The following is an 11,253-nucleotide window of genomic DNA, read 5'->3' as shown; positions in this document are numbered from 1 at the left end:
TTCTTCGGTATCTTAAAGTCTGAATTTCTATACCTAAAAGAATTTGAGGACATCGAACACTTCAAGCAAGAACTTGAACAATATATTGATTACTACAATCACACACGTATAAAGACGAAACTAAAAGGCATGAGTCCGATACAATATCGAACTCATGCCTCGAAAGCTGTCTAATAAATACCGTGTCTAACTTAAGGGGGTCACTTCAATTTCAAATGGCTGCTTTTTTTACGCTTTCGTCAGATCAACACGACTTCTCCTTTGTCTTAAAACAATGGTCATTTGCGTGTCAGGAGTCATTAAGTTTTCTAAAATGTCCGGTACCGTTTGAAGCGCAATGTCCATACGGTTGATGTTTTCCTGTTCTTGTTCCGAAAACGTTTCTGGTTGTGTGATCATTTCTTTGACTTAGCCTCAGCACTTGTTCATGCTGCTTTTCTGTTTGTTGATATATGGCATCATATCATTCGTCTGGCCTGCTGCTCATTTCACATCACCTATCTTTTTTCATGTGTTAAATCGCATCTTCCTTTGTTTTCTTGAAGACGAACCATTTACTGGCGACATAATTGACCACCACAATCACAAAGTTGACAAGGATTTTTGCGACAGTTTCATTGAGCGCCATTTGGCTCACAAATAAAATCATCAGCCCCAGATCTACACCTAGAGACATGAGACGCACACTAAAAAATGAAGAAAGCTCACGCATGAGGCTTTTTGTGTCACGAGCCTTTTGCTTGAAGACATACTTCTTATTGGTGATATAAGCAAAGAGAACAGCAAATACCCATGAAACAACCGTTGCTGTTTTATAATTCATGGAAAACATCTCAACGAATAAGTAGAAGCTGACTATGTTGACAATGGTTGTACACACACCCATCACAAGATACATAACAACTTCTTGATATTTTTGAAAAACGCTATACATGTCTTTCTTCATTCCTTCTTGGTGGTTTCTGTTTCTTTTAGAATACCATCTCGAGAAGAACTTCCCAAACGGACAATATGTACGTCCTACAAAAATGAAATTTGTTCTAATCGATGGCAGATGTCAACCTAATCGATTTTTATGAGTCAAATGATTTAGATCTTTATCATTATTTTAATTTATAATCTTTTAACTGACTTTATAATTGTTTATTATTAGAAGTAAGAAATCAATATTTATGGGTTTTTTAGTCATTTTTTTAGGGACGTGGTAGGTGATAGATTTTAAAAAATGGGTTAAATGTCATCATTTTTCGACAAAAATCTATTTTTGTGCTTCTTTCACACACACGTACAGTTACTAGACGGTTTGTTCGAGTCATTGGTTACAGATGAATATGTCTTATTGAACTGGAGGCTATTATGGATACACAAATGAAAAGAAGAGTTGACGAAGAGTGGGTTTATTTGATTCAGGAAGCGAAAAAAATTGGACTAGGCATCGAAGAAATACAAGCTTTTTTAACATCCAACGGTGATCAGAAGATGATAAACAAACCGTAAATCAACGCCGTGATCCTTTGTCTTTCAGACTGCTTTGGCTACAAGTTCTGACCTGTCAATTGACCTTTTGAAAATCCTTTCATGACGATACGCTACAATAATTGAACACCTCTCTATGCCAATCCCTTCTACTCAATGGGGTTCTGTCTTTCTATCTTAGGAGGACAGTCCGTTTCCCGTTCTTTATATGACCCCTTTTTGCCACCATTCATGAAATTTATCTACCTCTCGTTATAAAACCAAGCTCCCTACCCATATATTAAGTATGAAAGCAGTGAAAAAGAAGAAAGGTGGTTAGAGCGTGAGTTCAGATTCCCTTTCCTATTATCACCAAAAAAAGGATCAGTATTATCACGGTGTAAATCCTGTCATCGTCAACCGTATTCAGGAGGAATGGACGTCTATTTTGGATATCGGATGCGGCACAGGTCAGCTTGGAAAAGTCCTAAAACAACAAAACCGGACCATATACGGGATTGAATCTTTTGAGGATGCAGCAAAGCAGGCTGAACAAGCGCTAGATCATGTTTTATGCGGCAATATTGAACAGATGGCTCTTCCTTATCAACATGAACAATTTGACTGTATTATTTTCGGAGATGTACTCGAACATTTATTAGACCCGTGGGCCGTTTTAAAAAAGGTCAAACCCTTTCTTAAAAAGGAGGGAGTGATCCTGTCATCCATTCCGAATATTGGCCATATTTCAACGGTTTTAGAATTATTAGCTGGAAGGTTTTCTTATACAGATGCGGGGTTAATGGATCAAACACATCTACGTTTCTTTACCCTTCACGAAATTCATTCACTCTTTCATTCAGCAGGTTTTCGCATTCGTGAACTTGAGACCATTCGTGTACAGCATCCTTCGTATGTAAATGTGATGAATGACTTACACGAGCTACTTGTGAAGCATGGCATCCGTTTCGATTTTAACGAGGCAGCTACAGCCTATCAATACGTGGTTGAGGCGGTTCAGTTCAATGAGTAACCCAACCATCTTATTTGTGTTATGTGTGACTGATGAGTCAATGTTTCAAGCTTGTTTTCGGCAGCTCGCTTCACTTCCTGCTCCGCATGGTTATCATGTGGAGGTCTTTCCCATTAGACATGCATCAAGTATGGCCTCTGGATACAATGAAGCCTTCACTCATCCTGCACAGTTTAAAATTTACCTTCATCAAGATACACTGATCGTCAAACAACATATGCTCCTCGAGCTCATCCCACTTTTTTTGCAAAATCCGTCACTTGGCTTGCTTGGGGTGATAGGTGCAAAAAGTGTGCCTGACAATGGGATATGGTGGGAAAGCCGTGATTGCAGAGGGAAAGTGATTGAATATCGTCACAACACCTATCAGTTGCTTTCGTTTGAATCAGGTCATCAACAAACGGAGGCACAAGATTACATTAAAGCTTCGGCTATTGACGGACTTTTTATGGCGACGCAATACGATATCAGGTGGCGCGAGGACATCTTAGACGGCTTTCATTTTTATGATGTGTCACAGTCTTTTGAGTTCGCTCAGCAAGGATATGAGGTAGGGATCGCCAGGCAAGAAGAGCCTTGGTGTATACACAAATGCGGGGATCATTTTGACGCTGAAGCATATGAAAAAGCAAGACAAACATTTCTTGCTAATTATAGGTAGAAAGCACCCTTTTCGGGTGCATTTTTTATGATATACTGTCATAAAAAACTAGATTGTCTCATATGCATTGGAGTACCTTGTCCCTATTTCGTACAAAGGAGGAAACAATGGCAGACAAAAAAATTCATTATAAGAAGGTTGCCGCTTCAGAGGATTTTCGAAAACTTCTTAAGGAAAAACGCAGATTTATCGTACCAATGACGATTTTCTTTTTTCTCTTTTACTTTTCTCTTCCGGTTGCTACATCCTACTTCACCTTTTTGAACACGCCAGCAATTGGGGCGATCACATGGGCTTGGTTATTCTCCCTCACACAATTTGTCATGACATGGGTTTTTTTAACAGGTCTTCTGAGCGCACTCATCATCGTATCGCTCAGCCCAAGCATCTGGGACCCATCAGGAGCAGCCATCTTCACAGGAGAGCCGCTCATCCCGCTGTCGAATCCTGGGATTATCTCTATCCCGCTTGGATTCATAGCAGCTTACTTAGGCACGATTTTCTCCTCTGAAAAAGCAGATGAAGACACCTTTACAGAAATTCAAGTAAAGGCACATACAGGCATGCATATGGATACTGATTGATAAGGAAAAGCCGGCTGTAGAGCCGGCTTATTAATATCGCTTGAATAACTAGAGGTTTTTCGGGACGTTTTCTAAATAAACGATCTTCCCTTGGTCGTCCAGCTCCGCAATATGAATTCCTTCTGCTGTATATACATGGCCATCCGTCAGCTTTCCGCAAACGGCCCACTTCCATTGTTCATTCTCCTTTATTTACCTGTCATGTCGAAAAGATTCAAACAATAAAATCGTACACAATTGTTTCTCTCCTGTCTATTTTTCACTCGGACAAGAAAACCCATGGATCTCGTCAATCCATGGGTTCAACAGGTTAAAGAGATGCTTTTTCTGATACGACAAGTGATTTTAGTTCTTCTGCTGCTTTTTTTGGATCAGCGCTTTGGCTAATAGTGCTAATGATGCTAATACCATCTGCCCCTGATTGTATGACTGGTGCAGCATTTTCATAAGTGATACCGCCGATGCCAACAATCGGAATATCAAGACCATGACGACGTACCTTGGTGATCAAAGAAACTCCTTGGACACTGCGTGTATCCTTTTTCGTCTCTGTTGGGTAGACAGGACCCATCCCGACATAATCTGCCCCGTCCTTCAACGCTTGTTTCACTTCATCTAAGTTATGCGTGGACACGCCTAATATTTTATGCCCGATCCTTTTCCGCACGTCTTGTACATTTGTATCTTCCTGACCAACATGTACGCCGTCTGCATCCAGATTTATCGCTAGCTGTACATCATCATTTACGATAAAAGGGACATTCGCTTCTTGGCAAAGTGCTTGTATGTGCCGGGCCAATTGTTTCTTCTCTTCACCTTGCAAGGCGCCTTCACCCTTTTCACGAAATTGAAATATGGTGATCCCGCCTTGAATGGCTTCTTTGATGACATCTAGCGGATTCCTGCTTGTATTTGCAGTTCCCATAATAAAATAAACCGATAATTGCTGCTTGATTTGCAGTTGATTAGCTTTTGTCATGCAAAACTCCCCCTACTTTACCTAACATGATTACATCATTGCTACCTGTGTTTGATATTGCGTTTAACAGTTCTATTTGGAATGTTCCTGGTCTTTTGTCTGCTGGGCTGCCTTTTCAACTGCGACACCATAAAACAGCAGTACGGCTGAAGCCGCATGAAGTAGACACGTAGCTTAATTTCATCAGTATCGTCCTCCCTTTTACTCTGCATCCCAAACATAAGATTTTGTATGCTTTAACCATTCTCTTGCCGCAAAGGACAAATAGCGATCCTTTCGCCAAATGACACCCAAATGCCAAGGGATAGGCGGGTTTAAAGAAATGACCTTCACCTTTTCAGGATCAAGATCACGGCAGATTCGTTCAGGAAGAAGCCCGATCCCGAGGTTCTCTGCTACCATTTCACTAATGAAATCCCATTGAGACGTTTCATAAATAACATTAGGCCGGAACCCCGCAATCATACATTCATTCAATATCCGGCTGTGCAAAACAAAATCTTCTCTAAAAAATATAAAAGACTCTTCCTTTAAATCAGCTAAATGCACCTCATCACGCCCTGCCATCGGATTCGATGGATGTGTCACAAGCTTCATGTTTTCTTTGATAATGGTGTACGTATGAAAAATTTTATCATTTACAGGTAGAACAATGACACCAATATCTAACGACCCTTCCTCGACCCCTTCCTCAACTTTAATGGAGCCGTGTTCGACCAACTGAAACGTAACATCTGGATACTGCTGACGAAACTCTCCCATGACATTTGGGAAGAAGCTTGATCCAATCATGGGCGGCAGCCCTATTCTTATATGCCCTTTTTTCACATTCATTAAATCATTTAATTCACTCGTTAAATTCTGAAATGATTGTGTGATTTCACTCGCCTGTGTATACATCGTTTGTCCAGCATCTGTCATTTCAACCTTACGGCCATTTCGGTAAAACAACTGCACCTCCAGCTCATCCTCCAGATTTTTGACCATCTTGGAAATGGTCGGCTGCGACACATAAAGGGATTGCGAGGCTTTCGTAAAGCTCTTTAACCTTGCCACTTCTAAGAAATATGTTAAATGTCTAATGTCCACATGACTCACCCTTTCTATAGAAAAAAGGAATAATAACTATTCAATATATGTATTTTACCTATAATAGAACGTACTGTACACTTTAAGTTAAGCTCACCAGTTGGAATAATGTCATTTTTTTGTGAAACAGTGAACATTATATATAGAAAAGGAGTGAACAGAAAGTGCAATTGCTCAAAACGTCGCTGATTGCTACCCTTCAGATTATGGCTTTATTTGTTTTTGCGAAATTGATGAATGTACTGGCGGCCTTTTTGCATTTAAGAATACCAGGCACGATCTTAGGCATTCTTGTCATTTTCTTATTACTTCATTTTAACATCATTAAATTAAAATGGATTGAACTTGGCGCTGTATGGCTCCTCGGAGAACTGCTACTCTTTTTTATCCCGTCAGCAGTTGGTGTGATTGATTATGGGAAATTGCTTTCTCAATCAGGCACCAGTATCGTCCTTGTCGTCTTACTTAGTACCTTTGTGGTCATGCTGTCTACTGGAATAATGACCCAAATTATTGCGAAAAGAAAGGAGCGAAAAAAGCCATGTTAGTTGGCGGACTATTTCTGATCTTAACGGTTCTTATATACCTTGGATCAAAAGCGGTTTACAAACGACACCCGAAAGTCTATGTCTCCCCTTTACTTGTGACCCCGCTTGTCCTTGTGGTCTTGCTCTTAATCGTTAACATTCCTTACGATGCTTACAATCAAGGCGGGAAATGGCTGACGAATATGCTTCAACCTGCCACTGTTGCTTTTGCGATTCCTTTATATAAGTATTTTCACATTCTGAAGAAGCATGCAGTGGAAATTATTTTGAATGTGGCTTGCGGTTCTGTCATTGCGATCTTATCAACGGCATTTATCGCCAAATTGTTTCATTTGGACACAGCTCTTATTGAGAGCCTTGTCCCAAGGTCTATTACAACACCAGTGGCAATGAGTGTGTCAGAAATGATCGGCGGCATGCCGTCCGTTACGGCTGTATTCGTCATTTTAACTGCACTATTTGGCTCGATCATTGGTCCAATGGTCATCCGTTATTTCCGCATTGATAATGACATTGCTATGGGCGTACTGCTTGGTACAGGTGCACACGGTGCAGGGACATCAAAGGCCTTTGAGTTAAGCTCCGTCTCAGGCACGATCTCAAGTGTATCGATGATTCTTTCGGCCATTATTACACTCTGTGCAGCCCCTCTCCTCTTGTCGTTCGCCTTATAAAAAAGCCACTTCCCTTTATTGGAGAATGGCTTTTTTTGATTATGCTTGGATGAAGACAACCTTTAAATAGTTTCCTTCAGGATAATTCTTGGTTGTACGGAAGTCCTCAGGAAGTGTATATTCTTCAAGAATACGATACGTTTGCCCAGATTCTTTAAAGGCCTGTGCAATGAATCCTTTAAACTTTTTCATCCCAAATGCACTGCTGTTGGTTGACGCCACAATGACGCCGTTCTCAGCTGTGATCTGGATGGCTTCTTTTAATAGCTTTTTATAATCCTTCACCGCACTGAATGTGTGTTTTTTCGTTCGTGCAAAGGAAGGCGGGTCTAAGATGACTACATCATAGGTCCAACCTTTTTTCGCTGCAAACGGGAAGTATTTAAAGACGTCCATGACTTTGATATCCTGCCCGTCCATATCAATGCCATTCACTTCAAACTGCTCGGATGTTTTTTTCAAACTGCGGTTTGCGACATCTACACTTGTCGTACGGCTCGCCCCACCAAGCTCTGCTGCTACCGAGAATGCTCCGGTATAAGAAAACGTATTAAGGACGGTCTTTCCTTTTGCATAACGATCTCGAATCGCTTTTCTGACATGGCGCTGATCAAGAAAAATGCCCGTCATGGCGCCATCATTTAAATAAACCGCGACGTTCATCCCGTTTTCTTTCACGATGAGAGGAAATTCACCTTTTTCTCCCTTCACAAAATCGTCATCCTCAATATATTGTCCAGACGTATCAAATCGTTTCTTTTCATAAATGCCTTTGTAGTCTGGATATACCTGCTCAAGTGCAGCCAACACTTCTGATTTTAATGTATAGACCCCTTCGCTATACCATTGGATGAGATAGAAACCGTCATAATAATCAATCGTGATTCCACCAATTCCATCACCCTCTCCATTGAACACACGAAAAGCAGTCGTCTGTACATCACGGAATAAATGCGTTCTACTTTTCGCTGCCTGCTCAAGCTTAGAGACAAAAAAGGCGTGATTGATTTTTTCGTTTGCATCAAAGGAAAGCACCCAGCCAATGCCTTTATTTTGAACACCATAATACCCTTTTCCTAAAAAGGCGCCTCTTTCATCCACCCATTCAATGAGCTCGCCTTCCTGTACACCGTTCACATGCGATACAGCATCTTTTGATATGAGTGGATAACCATTTTTCACTTGCTCCGTAAATGTTTGTTTTAATGAGATTTTTTTCATTTGTGTCACCCTTATCCTAAATTGACTCTCTCTATCCTACCATATGAATGTATACGTTACTTCTATATGATAAGATGCAGAGAAAAATATCATGACTTAAAGGAGGCTCTTCTTTTGACGACTTTACGCTTAGATCATACAGGTATTATGGTCGGGGATATTGATCAGTCCATTGATTTTTATGAAAGGTTGTGGGCATGAAAGTGATTGAGGTTGCATTTCTTGGCTTTAAAGACAAAGCAGAAACTGAAATTGAGCTCATTCAGGGCTACAGCAGTGATCTTCCATCTGAAAGAAAGGTCCATCATCTCACCTTCACAACAGACAATATTCATGCAGAATTCAACCGTATCCAAAAGCTTCAAATTGATTTAATCATGAAGAAATCACGACATTACCAATTGGATATTGCTATTCTTTTTCAGAGGATCCGACCAGGAATAGATTGAGTTCTTCCAGCACTAATATTTCCTAGGAAATTGGGTTTCTGCTATCCTCTATCTTAATAGGAATGGAGACACCTTTAATGAAACCCTCTGCCTCTTCGCGGATAGTGAGTCTGCGGTTCCATTTCCCATAAAAGAAAGAGAGTAAGAGCATGTATATCTACTCTTACTCTTTTTTTTATAGCACCTTACTAAGAAATGACTTTGTTCGCTCGTGCTGCGGATTTCCAAAGAGTGCTTCTGGCTTGTCTTCTTCGACGATATATCCGCCATCCATAAAGATGACGCGATCTCCTACCTCTCTTGCAAAACCCATTTCATGCGTGACCACAATCATCGTCATGCCTTCAACGGCTAATTGTTTCATAACAGCTAATACATCCCCAACGACCTCAGGATCAAGAGCAGATGTCGGCTCATCAAATAATAGCACTTTTGGATCCATCGCCAACGCTCTTGCGATGGCGACACGCTGTTTTTGTCCACCAGATAGTTGGTTAGGGTAGCTTTGGGCTTTATCTTTTAAGCCAACTTTTTCAAGCAAGTCTAGGGCTTTATCGACTGCCGACTTCTTCTCAACGCCTTTTACCTTCATCGGTGCGATCGTGATATTTTCTAAAACCGTTTTATGAGGAAATAAATTAAAGTGCTGAAACACCATGCCGACTTCTTGTCGTACTTTGTTGATGTTGACTTTTGGATCTGTAATCGTATGTCCGTGGACAACAACTTCTCCAGCAGTAATATCCTCTAATTTATTGAGACATCTTAGAAACGTGCTTTTTCCTGATCCAGAAGGACCAATAACACACACTACTTCCTTTTCCTCGATGACTGCATTAATATCCTTTAACACTTCATGATCACCAAAGGATTTTTTTAAATTTTTCACCGTAATCATACTCATTTGATATCAAATCTCCTTTCTGCGTAGCTAGCCAGTAGAGAAAGTAAATAAATGATCACGAAATAAATGACACCGACAATAAGCCAGACATTCAAAGGATCAAATGTGGCCGATGCTTGAACTTGTCCTCGCTGCATAATATCAGCGATCCCGATAATGGATAAGAGCGACGTATCCTTCAAGCTGATAATGGCTTGGTTTGTAATCGCTGGAAGCATGCGACGAAATGCCTGTGGAAGGACGATAAAACGCATGTTTTGTCCCCCTGTAAATCCGAGAGAGCGTGCGGCTTCTGTTTGTCCTTTATCAATGGATTGAATCCCTGCACGAATTATCTCTGAGAAATAAGCCCCTGCATTAATTGCTACTGTAATAATCCCCGCCGGCACTCGATCAAGCGAAATAAATTCAAGTGTATTCAAACCAAAATAAATGAAAAATAGCTGTACAATAAATGGGGTACCTCGAATAGCATTCACAAAAATGAGTGCAATGACATTGATGATTTTAAATGGTGACAGGCGGAATAATGCCACAATCAAACCGATGATAAATCCTAAAATGATGGCAACAATAAAGATATATAAAGTGGTTTGCAAACCATCCATTAAATATGGAAATGCATTAATAATCGTATCCATGTTTCTCCCTCCTAATTCTACGGTTTACACATAAAGAAGGCGCGCCTAGAGCGCGCCTCGCTTGTATTATGACTTCAAATATTTATCAATAATTTTGTCATATTCACCGTTTTTCTTTAGGTTTTCTAGGCCTTTATTGATTTTCTTCAGCAAGTCTTGGTTTTTCTCCTTCATTACAGAGATACCATATTGGTCCCCATTCAAGCGGTCTCCAGCTGTTTTCAAGTTTAAATCTTGTTGTGCGATCGCATACGTAATGACGGGATAATCTTCGATCAATGCGTCTGCATTTCCATTAGATACTTCTTGGAACATAGATGGACTATCATTAAATTGCACAACTTCATACCCATATTTATCTGCGTTATCTGATGCAAATTTCGCACCTGTTGTCCCATTTTTAACAGCTACCTTTTTCCCCTTTAAATCATCAATCGATTTGATGCTGCTGTCCTTTTTCACAACAACTGTGAGTCCAGCGTCGAAGTATGGATCTGAAAAATCTACTTTCTTTTTACGCTCATCTGTAATACTCATACCGCCCATTCCAACATCAAGCTGACCTGCTTGCATCGCTGGAATAATCCCTGAGAAGTCCATTGCTTCAAGCTTTACTTTGAAGCCTTGGTCTTTTGCAATTGCGTTAATTAAATCAACGTCTATTCCTTCATATTTACCGCCCTTTTCAAATTCAAATGGCGGATATGTTGTATCTATCCCAATTTTATATGTGTCTTTGTCTTCTCCCGAACCACTGTCCGATTTTGATCCACAGGCTGCCATGACGAGCACAAAAACAAGTCCCATAATCAGTAACATCGATTTCTTCATAAAACACGACCCCCTAATGTCAGTTTTGTCTAAATATTCTAAACAATAATATTACTATACCACGCTAAATCTATTATGTGTGATATTTTTTATCAATACCAAAAGATCCATACAACTCTAGATCAATAGTCTCTTTAAATTTTATTTTTTTGCGAATAACTCATTTTATTCTGAAAGAAGAGCG

General features: G+C 40.2%; 15 protein-coding genes and 3 pseudogenes. 9 read left to right on the top strand and 9 right to left on the bottom strand.

Annotated elements, in window-relative coordinates:
- Positions 1 to 174, top strand: a 174-nt coding sequence (locus LC033_RS06090; RefSeq protein ID WP_226567353.1) for an IS3 family transposase, incomplete at its 5' end; no start/stop codon positions are given.
- A 54-nt stretch (positions 175 to 228) separates the two neighbouring features.
- On the opposite strand, the gene LC033_RS06085 is transcribed toward LC033_RS06090, so the two are convergent.
- Together LC033_RS06085 and LC033_RS06080 are read right to left on the bottom strand one after the other, a co-directional pair.
- Positions 229 to 399, bottom strand: a complete 171-nt coding sequence (locus LC033_RS06085) for a hypothetical protein (RefSeq protein WP_226567347.1) — start codon at positions 397 to 399, stop codon at positions 229 to 231.
- Positions 400 to 514: 115 nt separating this feature from the next.
- Positions 515 to 898 (bottom strand): GtrA family protein, encoded by a 384-nt coding sequence (locus LC033_RS06080; protein ID WP_226567352.1) that lies wholly within the window; start codon positions 896 to 898, stop codon positions 515 to 517.
- A 458-nt stretch (positions 899 to 1,356) separates the two neighbouring features.
- Between LC033_RS06080 and LC033_RS06075 the strand changes: the two genes are divergently transcribed.
- The 5 genes and pseudogenes from LC033_RS06075 to LC033_RS06055 form a co-directional block, all read left to right on the top strand.
- Positions 1,357 to 1,497 carry an anti-repressor SinI family protein gene (locus LC033_RS06075; protein WP_226567346.1) on the top strand — a complete coding sequence of 47 codons (141 nt, stop codon included), beginning with the start codon at positions 1,357 to 1,359 and terminating at the stop codon, positions 1,495 to 1,497.
- Between the two features lie 301 nt (positions 1,498 to 1,798).
- Positions 1,799 to 2,488: a class I SAM-dependent methyltransferase gene (locus LC033_RS06070; RefSeq protein WP_226567345.1), complete on the top strand. Its 690-nt coding sequence runs from the start codon at positions 1,799 to 1,801 to the stop codon at positions 2,486 to 2,488.
- On the top strand, positions 2,481 to 3,149 hold the full coding sequence (locus LC033_RS06065; RefSeq protein WP_226567344.1) for a glycosyltransferase family protein: 669 nt from the start codon (positions 2,481 to 2,483) through the stop codon (positions 3,147 to 3,149). The genes LC033_RS06070 and LC033_RS06065 overlap by 8 nt, the downstream gene beginning before the upstream one ends.
- Before the next feature lie 107 nt (positions 3,150 to 3,256).
- Positions 3,257 to 3,493, top strand: a pseudogene (locus LC033_RS06060) (DUF485 domain-containing protein); the annotation flags it as partial.
- Positions 3,479 to 3,733: pseudogene (locus LC033_RS06055) on the top strand (cation acetate symporter); the annotation flags it as partial. The pseudogenes LC033_RS06060 and LC033_RS06055, both read left to right, overlap by 15 nt.
- 48 nt (positions 3,734 to 3,781) lie before the next feature.
- Here LC033_RS06055 and LC033_RS17010 read toward each other — a convergent pair.
- The 3 genes and pseudogenes from LC033_RS17010 to cidR all read right to left on the bottom strand — a co-directional run.
- A pseudogene (locus LC033_RS17010) lies at positions 3,782 to 3,901 on the bottom strand (nuclear transport factor 2 family protein); the annotation flags it as partial.
- Between the two features lie 142 nt (positions 3,902 to 4,043).
- Positions 4,044 to 4,712, bottom strand: coding sequence for a thiamine phosphate synthase (gene thiE, locus LC033_RS06050; protein WP_226567343.1), 669 nt, complete (start codon positions 4,710 to 4,712; stop codon positions 4,044 to 4,046).
- 201 nt (positions 4,713 to 4,913) lie between these two features.
- On the bottom strand, positions 4,914 to 5,801 hold the full coding sequence (cidR, locus tag LC033_RS06045) for a cidABC operon transcriptional activator CidR (protein WP_226567342.1): 888 nt from the start codon (positions 5,799 to 5,801) through the stop codon (positions 4,914 to 4,916).
- 164 nt (positions 5,802 to 5,965) lie between these two features.
- Between cidR and LC033_RS06040 the strand changes: the two genes are divergently transcribed.
- Both LC033_RS06040 and LC033_RS06035 read left to right on the top strand, forming a co-directional pair.
- Positions 5,966 to 6,349 (top strand): CidA/LrgA family holin-like protein, encoded by a 384-nt coding sequence (locus LC033_RS06040; RefSeq protein WP_312887859.1) that lies wholly within the window; start codon positions 5,966 to 5,968, stop codon positions 6,347 to 6,349.
- On the top strand, positions 6,343 to 7,023 hold the full coding sequence (locus LC033_RS06035; protein ID WP_226567341.1) for a CidB/LrgB family autolysis modulator: 681 nt from the start codon (positions 6,343 to 6,345) through the stop codon (positions 7,021 to 7,023). Before LC033_RS06040 ends, LC033_RS06035 begins: the two co-directional genes overlap by 7 nt.
- Positions 7,024 to 7,062: 39 nt before the next feature.
- On the opposite strand, the gene LC033_RS06030 is transcribed toward LC033_RS06035, so the two are convergent.
- Positions 7,063 to 8,244: a class I SAM-dependent rRNA methyltransferase gene (locus LC033_RS06030; RefSeq protein ID WP_226567340.1), complete on the bottom strand. Its 1,182-nt coding sequence runs from the start codon at positions 8,242 to 8,244 to the stop codon at positions 7,063 to 7,065.
- Positions 8,245 to 8,441: 197 nt separating this feature from the next.
- Between LC033_RS06030 and LC033_RS06025 the strand changes: the two genes are divergently transcribed.
- Positions 8,442 to 8,693, top strand: a complete 252-nt coding sequence (locus LC033_RS06025; protein ID WP_281430311.1) for a VOC family protein — start codon at positions 8,442 to 8,444, stop codon at positions 8,691 to 8,693.
- Between the two features lie 175 nt (positions 8,694 to 8,868).
- On the opposite strand, the gene LC033_RS06020 is transcribed toward LC033_RS06025, so the two are convergent.
- The 3 genes from LC033_RS06020 to LC033_RS06010 form a co-directional block, all read right to left on the bottom strand.
- Positions 8,869 to 9,597 carry an amino acid ABC transporter ATP-binding protein gene (locus tag LC033_RS06020; protein WP_281430310.1) on the bottom strand — a complete coding sequence of 243 codons (729 nt, stop codon included), beginning with the start codon at positions 9,595 to 9,597 and terminating at the stop codon, positions 8,869 to 8,871.
- Positions 9,594 to 10,238, bottom strand: a complete 645-nt coding sequence (locus LC033_RS06015; RefSeq protein ID WP_226567339.1) for an amino acid ABC transporter permease — start codon at positions 10,236 to 10,238, stop codon at positions 9,594 to 9,596. Before LC033_RS06015 ends, LC033_RS06020 begins: the two co-directional genes overlap by 4 nt.
- A 66-nt stretch (positions 10,239 to 10,304) precedes the next feature.
- Positions 10,305 to 11,069, bottom strand: a complete 765-nt coding sequence (locus LC033_RS06010) for a transporter substrate-binding domain-containing protein (protein ID WP_226567338.1) — start codon at positions 11,067 to 11,069, stop codon at positions 10,305 to 10,307.
- Between the last annotated feature and the right edge of the window lie 184 nt (positions 11,070 to 11,253).

It is taken from the genome of Bacillus stratosphericus (assembly GCF_020524495.1).
GTDB lineage: Bacteria > Bacillota > Bacilli > Bacillales > Bacillaceae > Bacillus > Bacillus stratosphericus_B.
This window is presented reverse-complemented; position numbering and strand designations above follow the sequence as displayed.

Excerpts from the sequence above, each read along its gene's own strand:
- LC033_RS06010 (WP_226567338.1), bottom strand. The coding sequence starts at position 11,069 with ATGAAGAAATCGATGTTACTGATTATGGGACTTGTTTTTGTGCTCGTC.
- LC033_RS06075 (WP_226567346.1), top strand. The coding sequence starts at position 1,357 with ATGGATACACAAATGAAAAGAAGAGTTGACGAAGAGTGGGTTTATTTG.
- LC033_RS06080 (WP_226567352.1), bottom strand. The coding sequence starts at position 898 with ATGTATCTTGTGATGGGTGTGTGTACAACCATTGTCAACATAGTCAGC.
- LC033_RS06030 (WP_226567340.1), bottom strand. The coding sequence starts at position 8,244 with ATGAAAAAAATCTCATTAAAACAAACATTTACGGAGCAAGTGAAAAAT.
- LC033_RS06065 (WP_226567344.1), top strand. The coding sequence starts at position 2,481 with ATGAGTAACCCAACCATCTTATTTGTGTTATGTGTGACTGATGAGTCA.
- LC033_RS06035 (WP_226567341.1), top strand. The coding sequence starts at position 6,343 with ATGTTAGTTGGCGGACTATTTCTGATCTTAACGGTTCTTATATACCTT.
- LC033_RS06085 (WP_226567347.1), bottom strand. The coding sequence starts at position 399 with ATGATCACACAACCAGAAACGTTTTCGGAACAAGAACAGGAAAACATC.
- LC033_RS06015 (WP_226567339.1), bottom strand. The coding sequence starts at position 10,238 with ATGGATACGATTATTAATGCATTTCCATATTTAATGGATGGTTTGCAA.
- LC033_RS06020 (WP_281430310.1), bottom strand. The coding sequence starts at position 9,597 with ATGAGTATGATTACGGTGAAAAATTTAAAAAAATCCTTTGGTGATCAT.
- LC033_RS06025 (WP_281430311.1), top strand. The coding sequence starts at position 8,442 with ATGAAAGTGATTGAGGTTGCATTTCTTGGCTTTAAAGACAAAGCAGAA.
- thiE (WP_226567343.1), bottom strand. The coding sequence starts at position 4,712 with ATGACAAAAGCTAATCAACTGCAAATCAAGCAGCAATTATCGGTTTAT.